27 protein-coding genes are annotated in these 24,826 nt (G+C 65.9%); 14 read left to right on the plus strand and 13 right to left on the minus strand.

Annotation, left to right across the window (positions count from 1 at the left end; genetic code table 11):
* Positions 1-36: 36 nt before the first annotated feature.
* Positions 37-1,155, plus strand: coding sequence for a DNA-processing protein DprA (dprA, locus tag ACQR1F_RS07925; protein WP_434912776.1), 1,119 nt, complete (start codon positions 37-39; stop codon positions 1,153-1,155).
* Positions 1,156-1,158: 3 nt separating this feature from the next.
* Here the strand turns inward: dprA and ACQR1F_RS07930 are convergent, their stop codons facing one another.
* Complete coding sequence (locus tag ACQR1F_RS07930) at positions 1,159-1,557, minus strand: winged helix-turn-helix transcriptional regulator (protein ID WP_315804096.1); 399 nt, start codon at positions 1,555-1,557, stop codon at positions 1,159-1,161.
* A gap of 97 nt (positions 1,558-1,654) precedes the next feature.
* On the opposite strand from ACQR1F_RS07930, the gene ACQR1F_RS07935 reads away from it, so the two are divergent.
* Entirely contained in the window at positions 1,655-2,266 is a 612-nt protein-coding gene (locus tag ACQR1F_RS07935) for an FMN-dependent NADH-azoreductase (protein WP_316218293.1), read from the plus strand.
* 70 nt (positions 2,267-2,336) lie between these two features.
* On the opposite strand, the gene ACQR1F_RS07940 is transcribed toward ACQR1F_RS07935, so the two are convergent.
* Positions 2,337-3,110 (minus strand): SDR family NAD(P)-dependent oxidoreductase, encoded by a 774-nt coding sequence (locus ACQR1F_RS07940; protein ID WP_434912777.1) that lies wholly within the window; start codon positions 3,108-3,110, stop codon positions 2,337-2,339.
* 141 nt (positions 3,111-3,251) lie between these two features.
* Here ACQR1F_RS07940 and ACQR1F_RS07945 point away from each other — a divergent pair, with 141 nt between their 5' ends.
* Entirely contained in the window at positions 3,252-3,695 is a 444-nt protein-coding gene (locus ACQR1F_RS07945) for a winged helix-turn-helix transcriptional regulator (RefSeq protein ID WP_434912778.1), read from the plus strand.
* 13 nt (positions 3,696-3,708) lie between these two features.
* Here ACQR1F_RS07945 and ACQR1F_RS07950 read toward each other — a convergent pair whose 3' ends face one another.
* On the minus strand, positions 3,709-3,918 hold the full coding sequence (locus tag ACQR1F_RS07950; RefSeq protein WP_315712655.1) for a hypothetical protein: 210 nt from the start codon (positions 3,916-3,918) through the stop codon (positions 3,709-3,711).
* Positions 3,919-4,143: 225 nt separating this feature from the next.
* On the opposite strand from ACQR1F_RS07950, the gene topA reads away from it, so the two are divergent.
* Genes topA through ACQR1F_RS07970 form a run of 4 tightly spaced genes read left to right on the plus strand, consistent with a single transcriptional unit; the run spans position 4,144 to position 10,537 of the window.
* Positions 4,144-6,915: a type I DNA topoisomerase gene (gene topA, locus ACQR1F_RS07955; protein ID WP_434912779.1), complete on the plus strand. Its 2,772-nt coding sequence runs from the start codon at positions 4,144-4,146 to the stop codon at positions 6,913-6,915.
* A gap of 4 nt (positions 6,916-6,919) precedes the next feature.
* Positions 6,920-9,295, plus strand: a complete 2,376-nt coding sequence (gene rnr / locus ACQR1F_RS07960; RefSeq protein WP_434887038.1) for a ribonuclease R — start codon at positions 6,920-6,922, stop codon at positions 9,293-9,295.
* Complete coding sequence (locus tag ACQR1F_RS07965; protein WP_434884876.1) at positions 9,292-9,738, plus strand: DUF983 domain-containing protein; 447 nt, start codon at positions 9,292-9,294, stop codon at positions 9,736-9,738. Before rnr ends, ACQR1F_RS07965 begins: the two co-directional genes overlap by 4 nt.
* A gap of 40 nt (positions 9,739-9,778) precedes the next feature.
* Positions 9,779-10,537 carry an NUDIX hydrolase gene (locus ACQR1F_RS07970; RefSeq protein WP_434882456.1) on the plus strand — a complete coding sequence of 253 codons (759 nt, stop codon included), beginning with the start codon at positions 9,779-9,781 and terminating at the stop codon, positions 10,535-10,537.
* Between the two features lie 15 nt (positions 10,538-10,552).
* Here the strand turns inward: ACQR1F_RS07970 and ACQR1F_RS07975 are convergent, their stop codons facing one another.
* Positions 10,553-10,936: a Rid family hydrolase gene (locus ACQR1F_RS07975; protein ID WP_434912780.1), complete on the minus strand. Its 384-nt coding sequence runs from the start codon at positions 10,934-10,936 to the stop codon at positions 10,553-10,555.
* Positions 10,937-11,287: 351 nt separating this feature from the next.
* On the opposite strand from ACQR1F_RS07975, the gene ACQR1F_RS07980 reads away from it, so the two are divergent.
* The 3 genes from ACQR1F_RS07980 to ACQR1F_RS07990 all read left to right on the plus strand — a co-directional run bounded on the left by ACQR1F_RS07980 (position 11,288) and on the right by ACQR1F_RS07990 (position 14,475).
* A complete protein-coding gene (locus ACQR1F_RS07980; protein ID WP_434912781.1) occupies positions 11,288-12,613 on the plus strand; it encodes an LLM class flavin-dependent oxidoreductase in 1,326 nt (441 codons plus the stop codon).
* Between the two features lie 119 nt (positions 12,614-12,732).
* Positions 12,733-12,900, plus strand: coding sequence for a 50S ribosomal protein L33 (gene rpmG / locus ACQR1F_RS07985; protein ID WP_006611239.1), 168 nt, complete (start codon positions 12,733-12,735; stop codon positions 12,898-12,900).
* A gap of 222 nt (positions 12,901-13,122) precedes the next feature.
* A complete protein-coding gene (locus ACQR1F_RS07990) occupies positions 13,123-14,475 on the plus strand; it encodes a globin-coupled sensor protein (protein ID WP_316237475.1) in 1,353 nt (450 codons plus the stop codon).
* Positions 14,476-14,587: 112 nt separating this feature from the next.
* Here ACQR1F_RS07990 and ACQR1F_RS07995 read toward each other — a convergent pair whose 3' ends face one another.
* From ACQR1F_RS07995 to ACQR1F_RS08030, 8 genes are all read right to left on the minus strand, one after another.
* Positions 14,588-14,818, minus strand: a complete 231-nt coding sequence (locus ACQR1F_RS07995) for a hypothetical protein (protein ID WP_315804107.1) — start codon at positions 14,816-14,818, stop codon at positions 14,588-14,590.
* Between the two features lie 145 nt (positions 14,819-14,963).
* Positions 14,964-15,662, minus strand: a complete 699-nt coding sequence (locus tag ACQR1F_RS08000; RefSeq protein ID WP_316237476.1) for an aspartate/glutamate racemase family protein — start codon at positions 15,660-15,662, stop codon at positions 14,964-14,966.
* Between the two features lie 186 nt (positions 15,663-15,848).
* On the minus strand, positions 15,849-16,250 hold the full coding sequence (locus ACQR1F_RS08005) for a DUF1127 domain-containing protein (RefSeq protein ID WP_315804109.1): 402 nt from the start codon (positions 16,248-16,250) through the stop codon (positions 15,849-15,851).
* A gap of 468 nt (positions 16,251-16,718) precedes the next feature.
* Positions 16,719-17,141 (minus strand): DUF1127 domain-containing protein, encoded by a 423-nt coding sequence (locus tag ACQR1F_RS08010; RefSeq protein WP_434838264.1) that lies wholly within the window; start codon positions 17,139-17,141, stop codon positions 16,719-16,721.
* 382 nt (positions 17,142-17,523) lie between these two features.
* The gene (locus ACQR1F_RS08015; protein ID WP_434838265.1) at positions 17,524-17,697 is read right to left on the minus strand and encodes a hypothetical protein; all 174 of its coding nucleotides are present in this window, start codon (positions 17,695-17,697) and stop codon (positions 17,524-17,526) included.
* Positions 17,698-17,711: 14 nt separating this feature from the next.
* Positions 17,712-17,897: a hypothetical protein gene (locus tag ACQR1F_RS08020; protein WP_434838266.1), complete on the minus strand. Its 186-nt coding sequence runs from the start codon at positions 17,895-17,897 to the stop codon at positions 17,712-17,714.
* Between the two features lie 952 nt (positions 17,898-18,849).
* Entirely contained in the window at positions 18,850-20,268 is a 1,419-nt protein-coding gene (locus ACQR1F_RS08025) for a PleD family two-component system response regulator (RefSeq protein WP_316181848.1), read from the minus strand.
* Between the two features lie 12 nt (positions 20,269-20,280).
* A complete protein-coding gene (locus ACQR1F_RS08030; RefSeq protein ID WP_008964019.1) occupies positions 20,281-20,646 on the minus strand; it encodes a response regulator in 366 nt (121 codons plus the stop codon).
* Positions 20,647-20,863: 217 nt separating this feature from the next.
* Between ACQR1F_RS08030 and ACQR1F_RS08035 the strand changes: the two genes are divergently transcribed.
* Complete coding sequence (locus ACQR1F_RS08035) at positions 20,864-21,163, plus strand: DUF3572 domain-containing protein (protein WP_315718395.1); 300 nt, start codon at positions 20,864-20,866, stop codon at positions 21,161-21,163.
* Positions 21,160-22,467: a DNA polymerase IV gene (locus ACQR1F_RS08040; protein ID WP_434838267.1), complete on the plus strand. Its 1,308-nt coding sequence runs from the start codon at positions 21,160-21,162 to the stop codon at positions 22,465-22,467. The genes ACQR1F_RS08035 and ACQR1F_RS08040 overlap by 4 nt, the downstream gene beginning before the upstream one ends.
* 8 nt (positions 22,468-22,475) lie before the next feature.
* On the opposite strand, the gene ACQR1F_RS08045 is transcribed toward ACQR1F_RS08040, so the two are convergent.
* A complete protein-coding gene (locus ACQR1F_RS08045) occupies positions 22,476-23,333 on the minus strand; it encodes a cell envelope integrity EipB family protein (protein WP_315804115.1) in 858 nt (285 codons plus the stop codon).
* A 205-nt stretch (positions 23,334-23,538) separates the two neighbouring features.
* On the opposite strand from ACQR1F_RS08045, the gene ACQR1F_RS08050 reads away from it, so the two are divergent.
* Both ACQR1F_RS08050 and ACQR1F_RS08055 read left to right on the plus strand, forming a co-directional pair.
* Entirely contained in the window at positions 23,539-24,006 is a 468-nt protein-coding gene (locus ACQR1F_RS08050; protein WP_315804116.1) for a RidA family protein, read from the plus strand.
* 30 nt (positions 24,007-24,036) lie between these two features.
* Positions 24,037-24,789 (plus strand): glycerophosphodiester phosphodiesterase, encoded by a 753-nt coding sequence (locus ACQR1F_RS08055; protein WP_316237479.1) that lies wholly within the window; start codon positions 24,037-24,039, stop codon positions 24,787-24,789.
* The last annotated feature ends 37 nt before the right edge of the window (positions 24,790-24,826 follow it).

Genomic DNA, 24,826 nt, shown 5'->3' on the forward strand with positions numbered 1-24,826 from the left:
TGCTCCATTCTAGCCTCCGAGTTTGGGGGGCTATGCGTGGACGCCATCAACACGACGATCGAGCTGAGCGACACCGAGCGGCGCGACCGGCTGCGGCTGATCCGTTCCGACAATGTCGGCCCGCGCACCTTCCGCTCGCTGCTCGACCATTTCGGCACCGCGCGCGCCGCGCTCGACCGGCTGCCCGACCTGGCACGCCGCGGCGGCGCGGCCGGAGCCGGCCGGATCTGCACGGTCGGCGAAGCCGAGGCCGAACTCGACGCCTGCAAGCGGCAGGGCGTCGACCTGCGGGCGCCGGACGAGGACGGCTATCCGCCCCGACTCGCCACCTGCGACGATGCACCTCCGCTGCTGGCGGTGCGCGGCGCCCGCGAGACGCTGATGCGCCCGATGATCGCCATCGTCGGTTCGCGCAACGCCTCCGCCGCCGGACTCAAATTCGCCGGCCAGATCGCCCATGAGCTCGGCCAGGCCGGCTTCATCATCATCTCGGGGCTCGCCCGCGGCATCGATCAGGCCGCCCATCGCGCGAGCCTCGGCAGCGGCACCGTCGCGGTCCTCGCCGGCGGCCATGACCGGATCTATCCGCCGGAGCATGTCGATCTGCTCGGCGCCATCATCAGTGGCAGCGGCGCCGCAATCTCCGAGATGCCGCTCGGACACGAGCCGCGCGCCCGCGACTTTCCCCGCCGCAACAGGCTGATCTCAGGCGCCTCGCTCGGCGTCGTCGTCGTCGAGGCTGCGCATCGCTCGGGCTCGCTGATCACGGCGCGCATGGCCGGCGAACAGGGACGCGAGGTCTTCGCCGTCCCAGGCTCGCCGCTCGATCCCCGCTGCGCGGGCACCAACGATCTCATCAAGCAGGGCGCCACGCTGGTCACCGAAACCGCCGACATCATCCAGGCCGTCGGCCCGATCATGGAGCGGCCGCTGCCCTTTTCGCTGCGCGAGCCGGACGAGGAGTTGTTCGCCCCCGATCCCGAGGGCCACGACCGCGCGCAGGTCACGGCCCTGCTCGGCCCGACCCCGGTGTCGATCGACGACCTGATCCGGATCAGCGGCCTGTCGCCGGCCGTGCTGCGCATCGTGCTGCTGGAGCTCGAGCTCGCCGGCCGCCTGGAGCGCCACGGCGGCGGGATGGTGTCGCTGACCTGACTCTCAGTCCGCATCCCTGCGCGCGTCGAAGCGCGTGCGCGCCTGCTCGATCTGCTCCTGGTGCCGGATGGCCCATTGCCCAAGCGCCTGCACCGGCTGCGACAGGCCGCGGCCGAGATCGGTCAGCTCATAATCGACCCGCGGCGGGATGGTCGGAAACACCGTCCGCGTCACCAGCCCGTCGCGCTCGAGGCCACGCAGGGTCAAGGTCAGCATCCGCTGGGAAATCCCGCCAACGAGCCGCTTCAGCTCGTTGAAGCGCTTCGGCCCGTCCTGAAGCATCATGATCACGAACACGCTCCATTTGTCGCCGACACGCGCCAGGATCGAGGCCGCGCCCCGGCAATCATCATGACTTGGCTGCGTCGGGAGATCGGGATCATCGCTGTTCGCAAGTGTCACGGCTGTGCTCGGGTTTCAAGAATGTGCGTTCTTGTGAGGTTACAGCACAGTCACTCATAGTGCGCCAGTTACAAACCAATACTGAGGTGACTGACCTATGACCCAACTCCTCCACATCGACTCCAGCGTGCTCGGCCCGAACTCCGTCAGCCGTCAGGTATCCGCCGCGATCGTCGGCCGTTTCCGCCAGATCATGCCGGGGCTGGAGGTGATTTACCGAGATGTCGCAGCCGAGCCGCTGTCGCATCTGTCAGGAACGCATGTCGCCGTCGCTTACGGAGCGCCCGTCGAGGATCCCGCGGTGGAAGCTGATGTCGCTGCCGGACAGGCCGTTCTGGAAGAGTTCCTGGCTGCCGATATCGTCGTGATCGGCGCTCCGATGTACAACTTCTCTATCCCGAGCCAGCTCAAGGCATGGATCGACCGCATCGCTGTCAAAGGTAAGACCTTCAGCTATGGCCCAAACGGCCCGCAGGGTTTGGCCGGTGGCAAGCGCATTATCGTGGCGCTCTCGCGCGGCGGCCATTACGGCGCGGACACGCCGATGGCGGCATTCGAACACCTGGAGACCTATTTGCGCAGTGTCTTCAGCTTCATCGGCGTCACGGATCTCGAATTCGTTGCGGCCGACGGTGTCCAGATCGGCCCGGAGCATCGCGAGCAGGCTCTGGCCAAGGCGATTCAAACGGCCGGCGGTCTCGCCGCTTGAGTCCCTCGGTGGCTGCCGCCGGCAGCCACCGCTTTCACCCCCGGGGCAGGTCTCAAACCGACCCGGCCGGTCAACCCCGATAGATCGGCGCACCGGCCGGCGAGCTCGTGGCGCCGCCATCGACGAACAGCTCCTGGCCTTGGACATGCGCGGCGTCGTCCGAGGCCAGGAACAGCACGGTGCCGGCGATATGGTCAGGCTCGCCGATATGACCGAGCGGGGTGGTCGCCGCGATTCTGGCCTCGAACATCTTTTCGGCATCCGGCGTCGCGACCGCGGCGCCCCAGATCGGCGTCCGGATCGCGCCCGGCGCGACCACGTTGACACGGATGCCGCGCGGCGACAGCTCCGACGCCAGCACCCGGGCCATCGCGCGCACCCCGGCCTTGCTCGCGGCGTAGGCCGAATAGCCGGGATTCCCGAGCACGGAGATCACCGAGCCATTGAGGATGACCGAGGCGCCGTCCTTGAGATGTGGCAGCGCCGCCTGCACGGTGAAGAACACGCCCGTCAGATTGGTGCGGATCACCTGCTCGAACACCTCGAGCTTGGTTGCCCCGGCCGGCGTCGAGCCGGGGATGCCGGCATTGGCGAACAGGATGTCGAGCTTGCCGAAGCGTTCTGCGACGGTGGCAGCCGCAGCCTCGGTCGCGGCGATGTCGGTGGCATCGGCCACTACGGCCAGCGCGTTCGGCCCGAGCTCGCGCGCTGCAGCCTCCAGCCGCCCGGCATCGCGCCCGGTGATCGCGATCCTGGCGCCTTCGGCGACGAAACGGCGGGCGGTCGCAAGCCCGATGCCGCTACTGCCGCCGGTAATCAGTGCCGTCTTGTTCGCAAGCCTCACATCCGTCTCCATATGGTTGCATAATTAAACCGATGGACGACATAGGCTGACTGGTTTTATAATGCAACCACACAAGTGCGTGAGCGGGCTCGAGCGCCCCGGGCATCAGCCGCCCCTGGGTGACAGGACAAGGATCATGTGATGGTCAAGCGCACCAGTCTGGAAGGCGACGCCTGCCCGATCGCACGGTCGCTGGATGCGATCGGCGACTGGTGGTCGTTGCTGATCATCCGCGACGCGTTTCTCGGCGTGCGCCGCTTCAGCGCGTTTCAACGCAGCCTCGGCATGGCCAAGAACATCCTTGCGGCGCGGCTGCGGGCGTTGGTTGATCGCGGCATCCTGACCACCGAGCCGGCCTCGGATGGCAGCTCCTATCGCGACTACGTGCTGACGCCGAAGGGCCGCGGCCTGTTTCCGATCCTGGTCGCACTGCGGCAGTGGAGCGAGGAGTTCGACGAGCACCCCGACCAGATCGCCGCCGCGCTCGTCGACCGGGCGAACCGCAGGCCGGTTCGCAAGCTGCTGCTCACTGCGGAAGACGGCCGGACGCTGGCGCCGGAGGAAACCGCTCTCGCCCCGCGGTGAGCGCGGCCGGCCGTCAGCACAGCCTGCGGCGGCTGCGCAGCCTGAGATGCTCCTCGGCCTCCAGGTTCGCCATGCGCAGGAGGTAGTCGAGCATGTCGAGGCGATGGCGCTGCGCCAGATGCGACAGGCTGGCCGTCACCTCGGCGATCAGCGCCGCCGCGGCGTCGGGATCCTCCACCATCGCCTCGACGTCCGGGTCGCTTTTGTCCGCTGCCTTGGCCAACAACTGTCACCCAGCATAAGGAATTTGACGAAAAACAACCTCAAAAGAGCGCGGATCTCATCGTGCTCCGTACAACCTGATAGGTACTTCGCCGACCCAACGCAATCGCCTTTCAACATCCCTCGATTTGACAGGAACCCCCTCACCACCCATGTTCGGGTCAACGCAGCCGGCGCGAATCCCGCGAAGCCAGCTTCAATCCTTCCACTAAGCCATTGGAAATACATGAATATCGTCATCGTGGAGTCGCCTGCCAAGGCCAAGACGATCAATAAGTATCTGGGCTCCTCCTACGAGGTTCTGGCCTCTTTCGGTCATGTCCGCGACCTTCCGGCCAAGAACGGCTCCGTCGATCCGGACGAGAATTTCCGCATGATCTGGGAGGTCGACCCCAAGGCGGCCGGCCGACTCAACGACATCGCCAAATCGCTGAAGGGTGCCGACCGACTGATTCTCGCCACCGACCCTGATCGCGAGGGCGAAGCGATTTCCTGGCATGTGCTGGAGGTGTTGAAGGAGAAGCGGGCGCTCAAGGATCAGAAAATCGAGCGCGTCGTCTTCAACGCTATCACCAAGCAGGCCGTCTCGGAGGCGATGAAACATCCGCGCCAGATCGACGGTGCGCTTGTCGACGCCTACATGGCGCGCCGCGCACTCGATTACCTCGTGGGCTTCACTCTCTCTCCCGTGCTGTGGCGCAAGCTGCCGGGCGCCCGCTCGGCCGGACGCGTGCAGTCGGTCGCGCTGCGTCTCGTCTGCGATCGCGAGCTGGAGATCGAGAAGTTTGTCCCGCGTGAATATTGGTCGCTGATCGCAACCTTGGCGACGCCGCGCGGCGACATCTTCGAGGCGCGCCTCGTCGGCGCCGACGGCAAGAAGATCCAGCGGCTCGACATCGGCACCGGCGCGGAGGCCGAGGATTTCAAGAACGCGCTCAACGCGGCGAGCTACACGGTCGCGACCGTCGATGCCAAGCCGGCACGGCGCAATCCGCAGGCGCCCTTCACCACCTCGACGCTGCAGCAGGAGGCGAGCCGCAAGCTCGGCTTTGCGCCGGCGCACACGATGCGCATCGCGCAGCGGCTCTACGAAGGCATCGACATCGGCGGCGAGACCACCGGTCTCATTACCTATATGCGAACCGACGGCGTGCAGATCGCGCCGGAGGCGATCACCCAGGTGCGCAAGGTGATCGGCGAGATCTACGGCAACAAATACGTCCCGGATAGCCCGCGCCAGTACCAGGCCAAGGCCAAGAACGCCCAGGAAGCGCACGAAGCGATCCGTCCGACCGACCTGTCGCGCAAGCCGGCCGAGCTGCGCAAGCGGCTCGATGACGATCAGGCCAAGCTCTATGAGCTGATCTGGACCCGCACCATCGCGAGCCAGATGGAATCGGCCGAGCTTGAGCGCACCACCGTCGACATCATCGCCAAGGCGGGCGCGCGCACCCTGGAGCTGCGCGCCACCGGCCAGGTCATCAAGTTCGACGGCTTCCTCGCGCTCTATCAGGAGGGCCGCGACGACGAGGAGGACGAGGACAGCCGCCGCCTGCCGCAGATGAGCCCGAACGAACAGCTCAAGCGGCAGAATCTCGCGGTCACCCAGCATTTCACCGAGCCGCCGCCGCGCTTCTCCGAGGCCTCGCTGGTCAAGCGCATGGAGGAGCTCGGCATCGGCCGTCCCTCGACCTATGCCTCGATCCTGCAGGTGCTGAAGGACCGCGGCTATGTGAAGCTCGAGAAGAAGCGGCTGCACGGCGAGGACAAGGGCCGCGTCGTCATCGCGTTCCTGGAGAACTTCTTCCGCCGCTACGTCGAGTACGATTTCACGGCGGATCTCGAGGAGCAGCTCGACCGCATCTCCAACAACGAGATCGCCTGGCAGCAGGTGCTGAAGGATTTCTGGACCGGCTTCATCGGCGCCGTCGACGACATCAAGGACCTGCGCGTCGCGCAGGTGCTCGACGCGCTCGACGAAATGCTGGGGCCGCACATCTATCCGCCGCGCGACGATGGCGGCGACGTCCGGCAGTGCCCGACCTGCGGCACCGGACGGCTCAACCTCAAGGCCGGCAAGTTCGGCGCCTTCGTCGGCTGCTCGAACTATCCGGAATGCCGCTACACCCGCCCGCTCGCTGCCGACAGCGAGGCGACGGCTGACCGCGTGCTCGGCCAGGATCCGGAGACCGGCCTCGACGTCGTCGTCAAGGCCGGCCGCTTCGGCCCCTACATCCAGCTCGGCGAGCAGAAGGATTATGCCGAGGGCGAGAAGCCGAAGCGCGCCGGCATCCCGAAGGGGACCTCGCCTGCGAGTCTCGAGCTCGACCACGCGCTGAGGCTGCTATCGCTGCCGCGTGAGATCGGCATCCATCCGGAGACGGGTCTGCCGATCATCGCCAATCTCGGCCGCTTCGGGCCGTTCGTGAAGCACGACAAGACCTATGCGAGCCTGGAGGCCGGCGACGAGGTGTTCGACATCGGCCTCAACCGCGCGGTCACGTTGATTGCGGAGAAGATCGCCAAGGGACCGAGCAAGCGCTTCGGCGCCGATCCCGGCAAGGCGCTCGGCGAGCATCCCTCGCTCGGCCCCGTCGCCGTCAAGGCCGGCCGCTACGGCGCCTACGTCACCGCGGGCGGCGTCAACGCCACCATCCCCGGCGACAAGGAGAAGGACACGATCACCTTGGCCGAGGCGATCGCGCTGCTCGACGAGCGCGCCGCCAAGGGTGGCGGCAAGGCGAAGGCCAAGGGCAAGGCGGCGAAGCCGGCCAAGTCTGCCAGCAAAGCGGCGGCCAGCAAGGCCAAGCCGAAGACCGGCGGCGACGACGACACGCCGAAGCCGGCGAAGAAGGCCGTGGCGAAGAAGGCGGCCGCCAAACCGAAATCAGACTCCACCAGCAAGGCGCGTGCGCCGGTCGCCAAGGCCGCCAAGACCTCGGCGAAGCCCGCGACCAAGGCGACGCCCAAGAAGAGCGCTGGCAAGGCCCGCGGATGAGAAAATGAGCAAGAAGCGCGACATCGGCTTCCCTCCGCGGGAGGCCATCGTCGCCTACATCCGCGCCAATCCGGGCAAGGTTGGCACCAAGGATATCGCCCGCGAGTTCGGCCTGAAGAACGCTGATCGCGCGGCCCTCAAGCAGTTGCTACGCGAGCTCGTCGCCGACGGCACCGTGAAGAAGAGCGGCCGCAAGACCGTCGTCGAGACCGCCACCTTGCCGGCCACGCTGGTTGTCGACATCACCGGGCGCGACAGCGACGGCGAGCTGATCGCCAAGCCCGCCGAGTGGGACGAGGCCGAGCAATCCGAGCCGCCGCGCATCCGCATCCACACCCCGCGCCATGCCGGGCCCGGCTCGGCGGCCGGCGTCGGTGACCGCGCGCTGCTCCGCGTCGAGCCGATCAAGGATGAGGCGGGCGTGTCCTATCGCGGCCGCGTCCTCAAGGTGCTCGATCAGGCGCGGCCGCGCGTGCTCGGCATCTTCCGGGCTAATCCCGGCGGCGGCGGCCGCCTCATTCCGGTCGACAAGAAGCAGGCGGGACGCGAGCTCTCCATCGCCCCCGCCGACACCAAGGACGCCAAGGACGGTGATCTCATCAGCGTCGACCTGCTGCGCGGCCGCGGCTACGGCCTGCCCTCCGGACGTGTGAAGGAGCGCTACGGTTCGGTCGCGACCGAGAAGGCAATCAGCCTGATCGCGATCCATGCCCACGAAATCCCGATGGATTTCTCCGCGGCGGCCGTGGCAGAGGCCGAAGCCGCGCAGCCCGCGAGCTTGAAGGGGCGTGAGGACTGGCGCGAGCTGCCGCTGGTCACGATCGATCCGCCCGATGCCAAGGATCACGACGACGCCGTTCATGCCGAGCCGGATCCCGATCCGAACAATGCCGGCGGCTTCATTCTCCATGTCGCGATTGCCGACGTCGCCTACTACGTGCGGCCGGGCTCGGCGCTCGACCGCGACGCGCTGATCCGCGGCAACTCGGTGTATTTCCCCGACCGCGTCGTGCCGATGCTGCCCGAGCGCATCTCCAACAATCTGTGCTCGCTGGTGCCGGGCGAGGCGCGCGGCGCGCTCGCCGTGCGCATGGTGTTAGGCGCGGACGGCCGCAAGCGCTCGCACTCGTTTCATCGCGTGCTGATGCGCTCGGCCGCCAAACTGTCCTACGCGCAGGCGCAGGCCGCCATCGACGGCAAGCCCGACGACGTCACCGGCCCCCTGCTCGAGCCGATCCTCAAGCCGCTCTACGCGGCCTATGAGGTCGCCAAGCGCGGCCGCGACGCGCGCGATCCGCTTGACCTCGACATTCCCGAGCGCAAGATCCTGCTGAAGACCGACGGCACCGTCGACCGCGTCGTCGTGCCGGAGCGCCTCGATGCTCACAAGCTGATCGAGGAGTTCATGATCTCGGCCAACGTCGCCGCGGCGGAGCTTTTGGAGAAGAAGGCGCTGCCTTTGATCTACCGCGTGCATGATGAGCCGACGGTGGAGAAGATCCATGCGCTGCAGGAGTTCCTGAAGACGCTCGACGTGCCCTTCGCCAAATCAGGCGCGCTCCGGCCGTCGCTGTTCAACCGCGTGCTGACCCTGGTCGCCGGCCAGGACTACGAGCATCTCGTCAATGAGGTCGTGCTGCGCTCGCAGGCGCAGGCGGAATATTCGACCGACAATTACGGGCATTTCGGCCTGAACCTGCGCCGCTACGCGCATTTCACCTCGCCGATCCGCCGCTACGCCGACCTCGTCGTGCATCGCGGCCTGCTGCGCGCGCTCGGCCTCGGCGACGGCGCCCTGCCCGACAGCGAGACGCCGGATCATCTCGCCGAGGTCGCAGCGCAGATCTCGGTGACCGAGCGGCGCGCGATGAAGGCCGAGCGCGAGACCGCCGACCGCCTGATCGCGCATCATTTGGCGGACCGCGTCGGCGCCACCTTCCAGGGCCGCATTTCCGGCGTCACCCGCGCCGGCCTGTTCGTCAAGCTCGATGATACCGGCGCCGACGGCCTGGTTCCGATCCGCACCCTCGGCACGGAATATTTCGACTATGACGAGACGCGACATGCGCTGATCGGCCAGCGCAGCGGTGCCATGCACCGGCTGGGTGACGTCGTCGACGTCCGTCTGGTAGAAGCTCAGCCGGTGGCCGGTGCGCTGCGCTTCGAGCTGCTGACCCAGGCGGATGTGCTGGTGTCGCGGCATCCGCGCGGCGCAGGACCCCGGCGAAAGAATAACGTCGGGAAGAACGCCAAGGCGACCAAGCGGGCCAAATCCGAGGCTCGGCCGAAGCACAAAGAAAAAAGCCGCAAGAAAAGCCCAGCGGCAGGGGCAAAACGCAAGCCCGGCACATCGAAGAAAGGCAGATCGTGGACGCCATGACCTCAACGCCCAGCACATTGCCCCCGCAGACCTGGACGCGCGACACCGGCCTCGCCGAGAAGCGCGACGTCTGGACCGCGATGAAGCGCGGCCTGCGCGGCCGCTGCCCGCGCTGCGGCGAGGGCAAGCTGTTCCGCGCCTTCCTGAAGGTCGCGGACAATTGCGACCGCTGCGGCCAGGATTTCTCCGGGCATCGCGCCGACGATCTTCCCGCCTATCTCGTGATCGTCATCGTCGGCCACATCATCGTGCCGCTGGTGCTCTCGATCGAGACCAACTACGCGCCGCCGGTGGCGCTGCAGCTCGCGATCTATCTGCCGGTGACCTTGGTCGCCTCGCTCGCTTTGATTCAGCCGGTCAAGGGCGCCGTCGTCGGGCTGCAATGGGCATTCCGCATGCACGGCTTCGACGACAATCCCGTTGAAGGCATTCCACCGGTGTGAGCGACCAAACGATCAACAAAGAAGAAAAAGCGGGGAGGACATGAGCGATACGGCACAGGCGAGCAGCGCGCCGGCGGGCAAGCCCGCCGAGAAGGAAGCGGACCATCATCCCTACACCAAGCCACGCGATGCTGCGACCTTGATCCTGGTCGACCGCAGCGGCGCGGTGCCGAAGGTGCTGGTCGGCAAGCGCCACGACAAGGTCGTGTTCATGCCGGGCAAGTTCGTCTTCCCCGGCGGCCGCGTCGACAAGACCGATCATCGCATTCCCGTGGCAGCGCCGATGCCGGCGGAGCTCGAAGCCAATCTGTTCAAGGGCAAGCCGCAGACGACGGCCTCGCGCGCGAAGTCGCTCGCCGTCGCCGCGATCCGCGAGGCCTGTGAGGAAACCGGTCTCTGTCTCGGACGCAAGGTCGGCGGCCCCGCGCCGAAACTGGACGGGCCATGGGCGCCGTTCGCCGACGCCGGCCTGCTGCCCGATCCGTCCGGCCTGTTCCTGATCGCCCGCGCCATCACCCCGCCCGGCCGCATCAAGCGCTTCGACACCCGCTTCTTCACCGCCGATGCCTCCGCCATCACCCATCGTGTCGAGGGCGTGATCCATGCCGATGCCGAGCTGGTCGAGCTGGTCTGGGTCGAGCTTGGCTCCAGACCGCTCGCCGATCTGCATCCGATGACCAAGAACGTGCTCCACGAGCTCGACCGCCGCCTCGCCACCGGGCCGCTGCGCCACGACGCTGACGTGCCTTTCTTCCATTTCTATGGCGGCAAGATGCAGAAGGACGTGCTGGGCGGGTGAACGCAGCGTATTCGATCATCCATCGTGGATGATTGCGGTCGCCTCGATTTCGACCCGGGCGTTCGCGGGCGTGAGACCCGCGACCATCACCAGCGTGCTGGCCGGCCGAACCGCGCCGAACGCTTCGCCATGCGCGCGGGCAACGGCGTCGATGTCCGCCATGTTAGTCACGTACACGACCGTCCGCACCACGTGACGGAGCTCCGCTCCCGTCGTCTGCAGGGCTTCGGCGATGATGCCGATCACGCTTTGCGCCTGAGCGAAGACATCACAATCCAGATCAGAACCGCGCGCGGTCGTCCAGGAGACGAAGACGTGGTTGCCGACGCGGACGGCGCGTGCATAGCCGTAGACGTCCTCGAACGTATAGCCTGAGGTGATATTGAGCCGTCCTGACATTTCGAATACTCCCTCGCGACGGATGTGAAAGGCGCCGGCGCCGTCCACCCGTGCTACGGGTGCTGGTCGCAGCGAGCGGACAAAGGTGTCGTCCCGGCGAACGCGGCCCATACCGCGGAATCTCTCGATCGGCCCCGATGGCGGAGACTGTGCCTCCCATGCCCTTCACGGAGTATGGATCCCGGCGTTCGCCGGGACGACACTGTTGGTTTGATCGACGGCGTGGCTCACCTTGGAATGTGCGTGCTCCATCCGCCACCAAAAACGAAATCGTGTTCTGCGGCGGGTGGCTGACACGCATCAGCCGAGTTCCTATCTGCTGACGAGAGCAATCATCCCGGACGCCCCCACATGGCCCCTCGTCAACTCAAGCTCGGCGCCTTCATGCGCCCGGTCTCCATCCACACCGGCGCGTGGCGCTATCCCGGCGCCTGGCCGGACGCGAATTTCAACTTCGCGCATCTCAAGCAACTGATCCGCAAGCTCGAGGCCGGCAAGTTCGATGCCTTCTTCATGGCCGATCATCTCGCCGTGCTGAACATGCCGATCAACGCGCTGAAGCGCAGCCACACCGTGACGTCGTTCGAGCCTTTCACGCTACTCTCGGCGCTGTCGGCCGTCACCGAGAACATCGGCCTGATCGCCACGGGATCGACCACCTTCGACGAGCCCTATCACGTCGCCCGCCGCTTTGCCTCGCTCGACCACATTTCCGGCGGGCGCGCCGGCTGGAATATCGTCACCACGTCGAACCCGGATGCCGCGCTGAATTTCGGCCTCGACGATCACATGGAGCACGCCGAGCGCTACAAGCGCGCCCGCGAGTTCTACGACGTCGTCACCGGCCTGTGGGATTCCTTCGCTGACGATGCCTTCGTGCGCGATGTCGAGAGCGGGCTGTTCTTCGACCCTGCGAAGATGCATGTGCTCGATCACAAGGGCAAATATCTGAAAGTCCGCGGACCGCTCAACATCGCCCGCCCGGTGCAGGGCTGGCCGGTGATCGTACAGGCCGGCGCCTCGGAGGACGGCAAGCAGCTCGCGGCGGAGACGGCCGAGGCCGTGTTCACCGGCGGCGGCGGCCTCGCGGATGGAAAGACACTCTATGCCGACATCAAGGGCCGCATGGAAAAGGTCGGCCGCGATCCGGAGCATCTGAAGATCCTGCCCGGTGCCTTCGTCGTGGTCGGCGACAGCGTCGACGAGGCCAAGGAGAAGCGCGCTTTGCTCGACAGCAAGGTGCATGACGACAGCGCCATCGCCTCGCTCTCGGTCATCCTCGGCACCGACGCCTCCGGCTTCGATCCCGATGGCCCGCTGCCGCCGATTCCCGAGACCAACGCCTCCAAGAGCGGCCGCCAGCGCCTAGTCGATGTCGCCGCCCGCGACAAGCTCACGGTGCGGCAACTGGCGCAGCGGGTCGGCGGCTACGGCGGTCTGTCCTTCGTCGGCACGCCTGCGACGATCGCCGACCAGATGCAGGAGTGGCTGGAAAGCCGTGGGTCGGACGGCTTCAACATCATGTTCCCATTCCTGCCGGCAGGGCTCGACGATTTCGTCGACAAGGTGATTCCCGAGCTGCAGCGCCGCGGGATCTTCCGGACGGAGTATGAGGGACCGACCCTGCGGGACAATCTCGGCCTGCCCCGGCCGAAAAACCGCTTCTTCCCGGCCTAGGCACCCCAGAATCTGGCCCTCAAACCTTGACTTTGGGGGCTGGCTGGGTAGGTTGCCGGCCAACGGCGCCCCCTCTTTGGCCGGTGCCCACCCTATCCCCGATTCCAGAGGTTCAAGACATGGCCAAGGCGGTCACCATCAAGGTCAAGCTCGTGTCGTCGGCCGACACCGGCTTCTATTACGTCGCCAAGAAGAACTCGCGCACCATGACCGATAAGATGGTCAAGAAGAAGTACGACCCGGTCGCGCGCAAGCACGTCGAATTCCGCGAAGCCAAGATCAAGTAAGATCGCGGTCTGCTGCGACTTCAACGGGGCCGTTTCGGCCCCGTTTTTTATTGGGCCGATGCCTCCACTCCTGCGGCACGGGCCATCTCCCATCTGATCGGTCCATGGGCCGCGGCTGAATCCGGTTCCCGACTTAAGGAGCCATCAACCAAACCCGTGCGATTTGGGGTAGCGGCGCACCCTCAGTAGCGTCTCCCTCCTTATCTTACCGGCAGACCAGCGATGACCGATCTTCAGACTTTGCAATCCCGGCTCGATTTCATCGGCATCGACCATGCGACCCGGGAGGCGCTGCGGGAGCTGCGGCCGCTGATCGGCAAGGTGCTGCCCGGCCTGCTGGACCAGTTCTATGCCCATGTCGGCAAGGTCCCGCATCTCGCCAAGATGTTCTCCAGCCCGGCCACGATGCGGCACGCCAAGCAGGCCCAGCACGATCACTGGATGTCGCTGGCGACCGCGAAGTTCGACGATGCCTATGTGAAATCGGTGACCCGGATCGGCGAGGCCCACAACCGGATGGGGCTGGAGCCGCGCTGGTACATCGCCGGCTATTCGCTGATCGTGACCGGGCTGCAGAAGGCGATCGAGACGGAGATCGCGGACGGCTGGTTCGGCGGCCAGGCGGCGCGCGAGAAGAAGGCCGCGCTGCAGGCTGCGATCACCAAGGCGGCGATGATCGACATGGATCTCGCCATCTCGGTCTATCTCGATGCGGCCAAGACCGAGCAGCACGCCGCCATGCAGCGCATGGCCGACGAGTTCGAATCCACCGTCGGCCAGATCATCAACAAGGTCCATGCCGACGCGCGCACGCTCGAGGTCTCGGCCAACACGCTGACCAAGACCGCCGAGCAGACCCAGCATTTGTCGGCCAGCGCGGCCTCGGCCTCGGGCCAGGTCTCGACCAACGTGCAGTCGGTCGCCTCGGCCGCCGAGGAGATGACCTCCTCGGTGCATGAGATCGGGCGGCAGGTCAGGGAATCGACCACCATCGCCAAGGAGGCCGTTCGCCAGATCGAGCAGACCGATGTCGGCATCAGCGAGCTGTCGCGCACCGCCGAGCGCATCGGCGACGTGCTCAAGCTGATCACCTCGATCGCCGCCCAGACCAACCTGCTGGCGCTGAACGCCACCATCGAGGCGGCGCGCGCCGGCGACGCCGGCCGCGGCTTCGCGGTGGTCGCCTCCGAGGTCAAGGCGCTGGCGTCGCAGACCGCGAAAGCCACCGAGGAGATCGGCCAGCAGATCGAAGGCATCCAGAGCGCGACGCAGTCCTCGGTCGCCTCGATCAAGCAGATCGGCGGCACCATCCAGCAGATCTCGGAGATCGCCGCCGGCATCGCCGCGGCCGTCGAGCAGCAGGGCGCCGCCACAGGGCAGATCTCGCGCAACGTGCAGGAGGTCGCCGGCGGTACGACCCGCGTCGCCAGCAACATCGGCGACGTCAGCAAGGGCGCCAGCGCCACCGGCACCGCGTCATCGCAGGTGCTGGCGTCGGCGCATTCGCTGTCGCGCGAGAGTGATCACCTCAAGGACGAGCTGGAGACATTCCTGCGCAAGGTGCGCGCGGCCTGACCCAGTTCAGCCGGCGCGTCGGGCGCGTCAGCGTGAGCATCACCCGCCATTCCTCCGCGTCGCAGGAACGGCGGACGACGTTGCACTGAACCGGGCCGACGCACCGGGCGTGCTACATCCCGTGGCTCTGGAACACCGCCGAGCAGCGCTTGCTCAGCTTGGTCCGGTTCTGCGTCAGACAGTTCTGAACTGCGAAGTCATCGCCGAGCTGACTGCGGCAGAAGCGCTTGGCATCCGGCGCGCACGCCTTCTGCTCCTGCGGCGTCCCCATATGGCCCTGGGCCATGGCGAATGACGGCAGAACGGACAGCGACACGGCAACCGCAAACATCAGCTTCTTCATTGGGTGCTCCTTCTTGGGCTGAAACAAACGTTTCCCGCCCAAGGGGGTTCCGACGGAACTGTGCGTCCGAAGACCGGATGGCGAGCATCGCAGCCAATGCGGCCTGCACATCCTGCTTTGAACGATCAGCGCCTTGCCGCAATTCTCAGCCGGCGCCGGACATCGCCCGCGCCAGCGCAGCACGCGCGAGCAGACGCGTCGAATCCAACGTCGGCAGAGGCGAGTTGGCATCGTCGATGATCAGCGGAATCTCGGTGCAGCCGAGTGCGACGGCGTCGCAGCCATCACCTTTCAACCGTGCGATGATCTTCTGAAAGGTCGCGACGGAGGGCGGCTCGAACCGCCCGTAGACGAGCTCATCCATGATGATGCGGTTGGCTTCGACGCGATCGGCCTCCTCGGGACGCGCGAACGCCAATCCGTGTGCCATCAGGCTGTCCGGATAGACATTGCTGTCGACGAGCCATGTCGTGCCGGTGATGCCGATACGCCTGTAGCCTCTCCTGACCGCCTCCTTGGCCACCTCGTCGGCGATGTGCAGCCACGGCAGCGGTGAGCATGGCAGCACGAGCGGCAACGCCTGGTGGATGGTGTTGTCGGGACAGATCAGGAAATCCGCGCCAGCCGCAGCGAGCTTGTGCGCCGAGGTCAGCATCAGCTCGGCGACGCCATCGAGATCGCCGCGATCGAGGCAGGCCACGTAGTCGGCGAGCGACGGCGTGTGCATCGACACCTCGGGATGGGCATGCGGCCCGAGCAGGTCGGCACCCTCCCTGCAGATCGTGCGATAGCAGAGCGCCGCGCCCTCGGCGGAGCAGCCGACGATGCCGATGTGTCGTGTCATTCGTCGTTCCATCCCATCAACGTCGCCGACGATGATAGCGCGAAAGGCGGCCGAGCGTGAGCATCGCCAGCCGCCCACGCGCACCATCCTCCGTCATTGCAACAGAACGCGCGCACGGCATCGCCAGGGCAGATCACACGCTGATCCGCCCTGCCGAGAGATCCGTTCGCGCTGGCCGGTCCGCAGCTACATCACGCCGCGGGACATCATGACATTTGCCATGTCGTGCCTGAGGCGATCGAGCGCGCGGTGAGCCGCGATATGGTCGAGATCGCCTTGCGTCAGGCCAATATCCACCAGTTGCGCCTCGCTCAGGTCCCGCAGATGCAGTCTCATCATCCGGCGCCGGCGGCTCTCCTGGAACGCCAGCCAATAGCCTGCGAACAGGCCGAACAGTCCCGGAGCCGTGAGGCCTGGCGGCCCCGCCGCATTCTTTTCCGACAATGCGTCGCGCAGCACCGTGACGGATGCGTCTGGACGCGGCGCGGCTGGCACCTGGTGCGCCGCGTTCTTCAGCAATGTGAGAGGACGATCGCGCGTGGCGGCATTGCGCGCGATCTCGGCAGTGAGGTGGCTCTGGGGTGGCATCGGATGCTCCTGCTGCGTGGTGCCGGCAGGGAGCGTGGCCAAACAAAAGGCCCCGTCCGATGCCGGCGGGGCCTGGTGGAATGATCGTGTCGTCGAAAACCTAGCGCACGACTCCTCCCACGGCCCGGCTGCGGCGGGTCGTATGTTTACGGTTGGAATTGCGCACGACGTTGATCATGATCTGCATGTACCATGGAGATTGCGCCGGATCAAGGCATGTAGTTCCTGCGCTCGCAGATGAGCACCTATGCGAGGCTTGCGTTCTGCCAAACTCCGCGCACACGACGTTTCCGGCAGAATGGTGTCCGGAGAGAAGCGCGATCTCACCGCCGTCATTGCGAGCGCAGCGAAGCAATCCAGAGTCGTGTGCGGGACCCTGGATTGCTTCGCTGACGCTCGCAATGACGTCGCGGCGATCATCTTGTGCTCTTGGTCGACTGTCGCCGCGGTCGCCACGCCCGCGATCGACTACATTCCCCGACGCGAGACGCCGCCCGGATATGGATCATCCCTCAACCTGTCGAGCGTCTGCAGCGCGGCGATGTGCTCGATCTCGGCGCGCGTGATGCCGATATCGGTGAGCTCGCGTTCGCTCAGCTCGTAGAGGCTTGCCCGCACGCGCTCGCGGCATTGCCATGCTTGAATGGCACGCCAGCATCGGCCGATCAGGCGGATGATCAGCCAGGTCGGCCTGGCCGGCGGACCGGCCGCGTCCTTTTCCGACAACGCGTCTCGCAAGGCTGCGATGGAGGTCATGGACTGCGTCGATGGCTGCACGCTGCTGATCGCGTCTTTGACTGAGGCGATTTGGACCGAGGCGATCGAGAGATCGACGGTGAGCCCTGACACGCGCCCGGCGTCGATCGTCGAGTTGGTCTGGTGGGGTGGCATCCTGCGCTCCTGCTGTTGTGCCGGCAGGGAGCGTGGCCAAACAAAAGGCCCCGTCCGATGCCGGCGGGGCCTGGTGAGAACATCGCGTCGTCGATCTCCTAGCGCGCGACTCCTTCCATGGCCCGGCCGAAGCCGGTCATGTGGTCGAAGTTGACGATGCGGATCGATGTGCTCATGAGACCTGGATACCACCAACATCGGATAAAATCAAGAGCTGTTCCGCATGACGGCGCATCTCTGACGCGAGTACTTCGAAGTGATGAGCTTACGAAGTGTCGTAGGGCGGATTAGCGCCAGCGTAGTCCGCCATTTCACGGGAAGACAAGGCGGCGCATCACGCTTCACTAATCCCCCCCTACTGATCTGCTCTGCGAAGTGCGGACTACGGGCTGGGGGCCGCCATGAAACGATCCACGATGGCTTTGGCCAACAATGACAAAACGCCTCCCAGAACGCCGATCATCGGCACGCTGATCTGAACACCATTAGACTGGAGCGCCATCACCCCACAGAACGTCAGAACCCCAGTCAGGACGCCTACGTAGAACAGCCTCATGCTTGCCTCCGAGCTTAGTTGGCCCCAACTTCAATCGGCGCGCCGCCGAGAATCAGCAGAACCAGCGGCGCCAACGGCCCTACAATCGCGGCAGCCCACAACCATCGTCGGGGCGATCGATCGCGCTCGACCGCCATCGCCGACGCGAGCGGGATCGATCCGAGCGACACGATCATGAAAATCCACCACGCCACTGTCATGTCATTCTTCCGAACTTTCGGCCGGATCCTAGCACGTCGGCAGTTCGGCCGACCCATCCTCGTCGAAAGCTAAGGCTGCCGTCTCGTGCGAACAGGCATCGCCGGACGCCCTGCGCCGAAAAACTCATTTATTCAATCGCTTCAAGCGGATCACCTTGATCCGCCGTCACCGATCAGATTCATGTTTCGTTTTTCCGAAAATCATGCTACACGTCGCCCATCCCACCTCGCCATGAGGGGCGCATCGCGATCGTCACGAGCGTGAGGTGGGCTGCGGTGGGCGTGTCGGGGTGCAGCGTGGTTGATCCGCGCGGACGAACATCCTGATGCGCACGGTGAAGCCGTGTGGTCCTGGCCTCCCGACGCTGAGGCCAAGCGGGCGCTGCGACGAAGCGCGCCGGTGACGGGGGCAAGAACGCCGGTCCCCGGGGAGAGCACGGAGTAAGCCGTAAAGCCATCGCGCAGGGAGGGCCGGATGTCCGGTCCGTACCTGTGGTTCTGCCGCGTGCTTTCTTTCTGCACGCGGACCATGGGTGCGACCAGCACCCGGCCTTCCCTGCGCCCTCTGTTCTCGAAGAGGGTTTTGAATGGCAAAGCTCGGGCGCGGATGCGCCGCGAGGACGATTGGTCATGTCTGAACGGAAAGCACACGTGAACGGAGCATTCCGACGCGATGGAGCACGTCTTCCTCGCGAGGATGCATCAGCCCCGCGGCCGTCCTTCGAGACGCACGCCTGCGGCGTGCCCTCAGGACGAGGTTCGTGGTTTTGGCGTGATCTCGGAGGGATGCTGGAGAGATCTTGGCGAAGCTCTCAACCTCATGCTGAGGAGCGCCGCTTGCGGCGCGTCTCGAAGCACGAGGCCCGGAATCGCTCGATGGCAGATGGAGGGCGTTGGACAGATGCGCGGCAACTTCAGCCGAGGACGAAGAGAGCGCAGCCCCCCTGCCCCTCTAGCGGCCGCGGCCGGCGGCCTGCGGCAGGAAGGTCGGCTGATGGACCGGGGCGATCGCCACCGCGCGGTTGCGGCCCTCGTTCTTGGCCCGGTACAGCGCATTGTCGGCGCGCTTCATGACGTCGGCAATCGGCTCGCCCTTCTGCTCCAGGGTCGACAGCCCGATCGAGACCGTGACCTCGATGCGCTTCTCGCCCTTGTGCACGGCGAACGGCTCGTTGGCGACCGAGCGCCGCAGCCGCTCGGCGACCATGCCGGCGACGTGGAGGTCGGTCTCGGGCATCACGATCACGAACTCCTCGCCGCCATAGCGGCAGGCGAGATCGATGCCGCGGATCGACTTGCGCACGCGCATCGCGAACTCGCGCAGCACGTCGTCGCCGGCATCATGGCCGTAATTGTCGTTGATCGACTTGAAGTAGTCGATGTCGAGCATCATCAGCGCCAGCGGCTTGCCGCGGCTCGCGGCCTGGTCGGCCAAGGTCGAAAGATGCGTCTCCATGTAGCGGCGGTTGTGAAGGCCCGTCAGCGCGTCGGTGATCGCCATCTCGATCGAGTTCTGGACGTTGTCGCGCAGATGGTCGGTGTAGCGGCGCTTGCGGATCTGGGTGCGGGCGCGCGCCAGCAGCTCGTTCTTGTCGACAGGGCGCAGCAGATAGTCGTTGACGCCGATCTCCAGCCCGCGCAGCAGCCGCGAATTGTTTTCCGCATCGGCGATCGCCAGGATCGGCACGTGGCGCGTGCGCTCCAGCGAGCGCAACTGGCTGCACAGCCTGAGGCCGTCGAAATCGTTGAGGTCGAGCGAGACGATGACGAGGTCGTAATTGCCCTCGGCGGCGTTGAACACGGCCTCGGCGGGATTGGTCTCGACGTCGATGGAATGCTCGGTCGCCAGCATCGGCCCGAGCCGCTCGTAGGACGACGGCCGGTCGTCGACCAGCAGCACCCGCCCGCCCTTGCCGGCGTCGGCGACCGCGTTGCGCTCGGGCGCCTGCACGCCGATCTCGAGCGAGGTCAGCGCGCGCATGCGCAGCTCGTCGGTCATCATCTTCAGCCGCGTCAGCGAGCGTACGCGCGCGATCAGCACGACGTCGGAGACGGGCTTGGTGAGGAAGTCGTCGGCACCGGCCTCCAGGCCGCGCACGCGGTCGGACGGGCTGTCGAGCGCCGTCACCATGACGACCGGAATGAAATGCGTGGCCGGATTCGACTTCAGCCGGCGGCAGACCTCGAATCCATCCATGTCCGGCATCATGACGTCGAGCAGGATGATGTCGCATTCGGCGCGCTGGCAGATCTGCAGCGCCTCGGCGCCGTTCGCGGCGGTCAGCACGTCGAAATATTCGGCCGACAGCCGCGCCTCCAACAGCTTGACGTTGGCCGGGACGTCGTCGACGACGAGGATACGCGCGGACACTGCAGAAACTCCTTAGCCGATAAAGCGGCGTACCGTTTCAATGAATTTTCCGACCGAGATCGGCTTGGAAAGATAGGCTTCGCAGCCACCCTCGCGGATGCGCTCCTCGTCGCCCTTCATCGCAAAGGCCGTCACTGCCACCACCGGGATGGCACGCAAATCCGGATCGTCCTTGATCCATTTCGTCACTTCCAGGCCCGAGACCTGCGGCAGCTGGATGTCCATCAGGATCAGATCGGGGCGGGTCCGGCGCACGATGTCGAGCGCCTCCACGCCGCTGGACGTACCGGAGGTCTGGTACCCGTGGGCTTCCAACAGATCGCGGAAGAGCTTCATGTTGAGCTCATTGTCTTCCACGATCAGGACGGTCTTGCCCATCCGCCCCTCCGAATCACTGACACCGGCATGTCCTCTGGCGGACGACTGTCCACCGCTACTCATCTAATTCAAACTAGCCCCAGATTCGTTCAAACCCGTTAAGGTGGGATTCCATCTTTCCCCGAGATGGTTTCCACTTGCTTGAACCCATTCCGAAGACTCGGGCATGATGGGCGCAAAGTAGAGCCGACAAGTTAACGGAAAGGCAAATCCGCCGTTGAAAAAGCCCGTTCGAAATCCGCGCGAAGTCGCTGAAATCGTTGCAGTTCAGGCCCTCGGCTTCCTGGCCGGCGAACCGGAGCGGCTGGGCCGTTTCCTGGCCGAGACCGGGATCGGGCCGGAGACGCTGCGATCCTCGGCCGCCGACCCCAATTTCCTGGTCAGCGTGCTCGATTTCGTGCTGCGCGATGACGAGACGGTAAAGGCTTTTGCCGCCCACTCCAAGTTACATCCCACCAATATCATGGCCGCGCGGCAGGTATTGGGCGACCGGCAGTGGGAGCGCGACGTGCCGTGACCGAAGCAGCGCCAGCGAGCGGGTCGCGCGCGGTCAGCGGGCCGACCTGCTTCTGCCGCGACTGCCTGACGGACCTCGACGATGGCGCGCGCCGCTGTTCCGCCTGCGGCTCGCCGCGCCTCGTCCGCCATCGCGCCCTGCCCGCGCTGACCCTGGCCCATATCGACTGTGACGCGTTCTATGCAACCGTCGAGAAGCGCGACAATCCAGAGGTCGCCGACCGGCCCGTCATCATCGGGGGCGGCAAGCGCGGCGTGGTGTCGGCGGCCTGCTACATCGCCCGCACCTATGGCGTGCGCTCGGCGATGCCGATGTTCAAGGCGCTGGAGCTGTGTCCCTCGGCGGCCGTGATTCCCCCGGACATGGCGAAATATGTCCGCGTCGGGCGTGAGGTCCGGCAGGCGATGCAGGCGCTGACGCCGCTGGTCGAGCCGCTGTCGATCGACGAGGCGTTCCTCGACCTCTCCGGTACCGCGCGCGTCCACGGCATGATCCCGGCCAAGGTGCTGGCGCGCTTCGCCCGCGACGTCGAGCAGACCATCGGCATCACGGTGTCTGTCGGGCTGTCCTGCAACAAGTTCCTGGCCAAGATCGCCTCGGATCTCGACAAGCCGCGCGGCTTTGCCGCGCTCGACCAGGAGGAAGCACTGATGATGCTGGCCGACAAGCCGGTCGGCTTCATCTTCGGCGTCGGTCCGGCGACCCAGCAACGGCTGGCGAACCAGGGCTTCCGCACCATCGCCGACCTGCAGCGCGCCGACGAGATCGAGCTGATGAAGCAGTTCGGCGGCGACGGCCGCAGGCTGTGGCGGCTGGCGCGCGGCATCGACGACCGCAAGGTGGTGGCCGACCGCGGCGCCAAGACGATCTCGAGCGAAACCACCTTCGACACCGACATCCGCGACTACGTGACCCTGGAAAAGACCCTGTGGCGGCTGTCGGAGAAGGTGTCGGCACGGCTGAAGGCGAGCCAGCTCGCCGGGTCGACCATCACGCTGAAGCTGAAGACCGCGGACTTCCGTCAACGAACGCGCTCGCAATCGATCGCGGCGCCGACGCAGCTCGCCGGCAAGATCTTCGCAATCTGCAAGGAGATGCTGGCGCGCGAGACCGACGGCACGGCGTTCCGGCTGATGGGCACAGGCGTCAGCGCGTTGCGCCCGGGCTCGGAGGCCTCCGACACCGACATGCTCGACCGCCGCTCGGCCTCGGCCGAGCGCGCGATCGATGCGCTACGCAAGAAGTTCGGCCAGGCCGCGGTGATCCGCGGCATCGCCTATGACGGCCCGGAGCAGACCGAATGACGCCCCGGTCAATTGCTGCAGGGCTTGCCGTCCTTCACGTCCTTGACGTCGAACTTGCCGAGCGCGCCGGCGATGACGAAATCATTGTAGTCGAGCACGAGCGCGCGCGAGACGCCGTTCTCGTAGAGCTCGAACGACATCGCGTAGACCGGCGTCTGCTCGCCCTCGGCCCGCTTCGCGTCGCGGTCATAATAGCTGACCGTCACCGGCCACCGCGTCATCTTCTTCATCTCGTCATTGTCGGTCGAGGCGTCGGGCTTGGCGGCGGCCTTGTCGGCCGGCACGGGCGCACCGATCACGGTCAGCGTGTTGTAGACCTTCTCGCCATTGTCCGAGCCGTCATAGACCGTCAGCTCGAGCAGCGACTTGCCCTCGCGCGCGGCGGCGATGATGCGATGAATCTGCTCGGTCGGAAAAACGGTCGAGCCGTCGAGCGTGAAGGTCTTCGCCTCGGGCTGCTTGAGCTTGACGGTGATGTGATCGCCGGTGCGCTCGGCGATACCGTCGACCGGGCTGGAGGCCTGCTCGTTCATGCGCGAGTCGATCTTGAAGCGGTAGCTCTTCCCGGCGCCGTCCTCCCATGCGGTGGACCGCAGGTCGCTCAGGGTCACCTTGCCCTCCCCGAGATCGAGCTCCGAGACCTGGCGGAATTCCGAAGTGTAGCCGTCGCAGGCGTTGCCGGAGAAATTGTAGAGGATGCGGCCGCGCGCGCTGTTGACCGGGCTCGAACCGCGCGACTTGACCAGGCTCAGGTCGTAGAGCGCCTGATGCGGCAGGAACGGCACCGCCGCCCCGGCCTGCGCCGGACCGAACGTGATCGCCGCGACGGCGAGCGCTCCCATCGACAGTCGAAACGAATGAGCCATGAGTTTTCCTCGGAGGACGTATCGCTAAACCGTCACATTAGAGACCGCTGCATTGCGTCGCAACTGCGGCTGTCTCACGGAAACGTGCGCTTAAAGCGCCGGAATCGCGTCGGTGCTGGCAGCTTGCATGTCACTGGCAACTGCGCCAAACAGGGCCGCGGTCCGGCACGGGACCGGCTTTCAGGCGACAGAACGGGGATTTGAGATGGCGGGTACGGTCGAACAGAACCTGGCGGCACAGGGCATCACACTGCCGGCACCAAAGGCACCGGTGGCCAATTACGTCCCGTTCGTGCGCACTGGCAATCTGCTGTTCGTGTCGGGCCAAGTCTGCCTCGGCGGCGACGGCAAGATGATCGCTTCCGGCAAGCTTGGCGGCGGCGTGTCGATCGAGGACGGCTACGCGGCCGCGAAGGGCTGCGGCGTCAACCTGCTGGCGCAGGTGAAGGCGGCGGTCGGCGATCTCGACAAGGTCGTGCGCGTGGTCCGGCTCGGCGGCTTCGTCAATTCGGCGCCGGATTTCCTCGACGGACCGAAGGTGCTCAACGGCGCCTCCGACCTGATGGTCGCCGCCTTCGGCGACAAGGGCCGCCACGCCCGCACCACCGTCGGCGTCTCGGCCCTGCCGTCCGATGCGGCGGTGGAAGTCGAAGGCGTGTTCGAGGTTGAGTGAGTTCGAAGTTGAAGACAATGGACGGGGCGAATGCGCGCACCTGACTGGCTGACGGCCCGCCCCGTCGCCCATCGCGGCCTTCACGATGCTGTCAGCGGCATCATCGAGAACATGCCGGCCGCCGCACGCGGCGCCGTGGCCGGCAACTTCGCCATCGAATGCGACATCCAGCTGTCGGCCGATGGCGAGGCCATGGTGCATCACGACTATGATCTCGGACGCCTCACCGAGGGCACCGGCCCGCTGATCGAGAAGACCGCGGCAGAGCTGAAAGCGATCAAGTTCAAGCAGACCGACGAGCAGATGATGACGCTCGGCGACCTCTGCAACCTGATCGCCGGACGCGTGCCGCTGGTCGTCGAGGTCAAGAGCACGTTCCAGGGCGATCGCCGTCTGGTCCGGCGCATGGCCGAGGTGCTGGCGTCCTACTCCGGGCCGGTGGTCGGGATGTCGTTCGATCCGGACCAGGTCCGTGCCTTGCGCGAGACCATGCCGAAGCTGACGCGCGGCATCGTCGCGCAGCGCAGCTACGAGGACGGCTATTGGGCCAAGCTGACCCAGGCGCAGCGCGACAGCATGCTGCATCTGAAGCACGGCTTCAGCAGCCAGCCGCATTTCGTCGCCTATTGGGTCGACCAGCTGCCTGCGCCGGCCCCCTGGATCGCGCGCAATGTGTTCGGCTGCCCGCTGCTGACCTGGACCGTCCGCACCCCCGAGCAGCGCGCCGCTGCGGCCCGCTACGCGGATCAGATGATCTTCGAAGGGTTTACGCCGGAGACGTGACGCCGGCCTTGAACTCGCTGCTGCGATGCACGATCTT

Origin of the sequence: Bradyrhizobium sp. HKCCYLS3013, from assembly GCF_051167615.1 — a bacterium.
Classification (GTDB): Bacteria; Pseudomonadota; Alphaproteobacteria; order Rhizobiales; family Xanthobacteraceae; genus Bradyrhizobium.

What these genes read in the sequence shown, in the direction of transcription:
- ACQR1F_RS07980 (WP_434912781.1), top strand. Translation starts at nt 11,288, where the DNA reads ATGGCCCCTCGTCAACTCAAGCTCGGCGCCTTCATGCGCCCGGTCTCC.
- ACQR1F_RS07935 (WP_316218293.1), top strand. Translation starts at nt 1,655, where the DNA reads ATGACCCAACTCCTCCACATCGACTCCAGCGTGCTCGGCCCGAACTCC.
- ACQR1F_RS08020 (WP_434838266.1), bottom strand. Translation starts at nt 17,897, where the DNA reads ATGACAGTGGCGTGGTGGATTTTCATGATCGTGTCGCTCGGATCGATC.
- ACQR1F_RS08055 (WP_316237479.1), top strand. Translation starts at nt 24,037, where the DNA reads ATGCGCGCACCTGACTGGCTGACGGCCCGCCCCGTCGCCCATCGCGGC.
- ACQR1F_RS07970 (WP_434882456.1), top strand. Translation starts at nt 9,779, where the DNA reads ATGAGCGATACGGCACAGGCGAGCAGCGCGCCGGCGGGCAAGCCCGCC.
- ACQR1F_RS07965 (WP_434884876.1), top strand. Translation starts at nt 9,292, where the DNA reads ATGACCTCAACGCCCAGCACATTGCCCCCGCAGACCTGGACGCGCGAC.
- ACQR1F_RS07975 (WP_434912780.1), bottom strand. Translation starts at nt 10,936, where the DNA reads ATGTCAGGACGGCTCAATATCACCTCAGGCTATACGTTCGAGGACGTC.
- rpmG (WP_006611239.1), top strand. Translation starts at nt 12,733, where the DNA reads ATGGCCAAGGCGGTCACCATCAAGGTCAAGCTCGTGTCGTCGGCCGAC.
- topA (WP_434912779.1), top strand. Translation starts at nt 4,144, where the DNA reads ATGAATATCGTCATCGTGGAGTCGCCTGCCAAGGCCAAGACGATCAAT.
- ACQR1F_RS08005 (WP_315804109.1), bottom strand. Translation starts at nt 16,250, where the DNA reads ATGCCACCCCAGAGCCACCTCACTGCCGAGATCGCGCGCAATGCCGCC.
- ACQR1F_RS07990 (WP_316237475.1), top strand. Translation starts at nt 13,123, where the DNA reads ATGACCGATCTTCAGACTTTGCAATCCCGGCTCGATTTCATCGGCATC.
- ACQR1F_RS08030 (WP_008964019.1), bottom strand. Translation starts at nt 20,646, where the DNA reads ATGGGCAAGACCGTCCTGATCGTGGAAGACAATGAGCTCAACATGAAG.
- ACQR1F_RS08010 (WP_434838264.1), bottom strand. Translation starts at nt 17,141, where the DNA reads ATGCCACCCCACCAGACCAACTCGACGATCGACGCCGGGCGCGTGTCA.
- ACQR1F_RS07945 (WP_434912778.1), top strand. Translation starts at nt 3,252, where the DNA reads ATGGTCAAGCGCACCAGTCTGGAAGGCGACGCCTGCCCGATCGCACGG.
- ACQR1F_RS08045 (WP_315804115.1), bottom strand. Translation starts at nt 23,333, where the DNA reads ATGGCTCATTCGTTTCGACTGTCGATGGGAGCGCTCGCCGTCGCGGCG.
- ACQR1F_RS07995 (WP_315804107.1), bottom strand. Translation starts at nt 14,818, where the DNA reads ATGAAGAAGCTGATGTTTGCGGTTGCCGTGTCGCTGTCCGTTCTGCCG.
- rnr (WP_434887038.1), top strand. Translation starts at nt 6,920, where the DNA reads ATGAGCAAGAAGCGCGACATCGGCTTCCCTCCGCGGGAGGCCATCGTC.
- ACQR1F_RS08050 (WP_315804116.1), top strand. Translation starts at nt 23,539, where the DNA reads ATGGCGGGTACGGTCGAACAGAACCTGGCGGCACAGGGCATCACACTG.
- ACQR1F_RS08000 (WP_316237476.1), bottom strand. Translation starts at nt 15,662, where the DNA reads ATGACACGACACATCGGCATCGTCGGCTGCTCCGCCGAGGGCGCGGCG.
- ACQR1F_RS08015 (WP_434838265.1), bottom strand. Translation starts at nt 17,697, where the DNA reads ATGAGGCTGTTCTACGTAGGCGTCCTGACTGGGGTTCTGACGTTCTGT.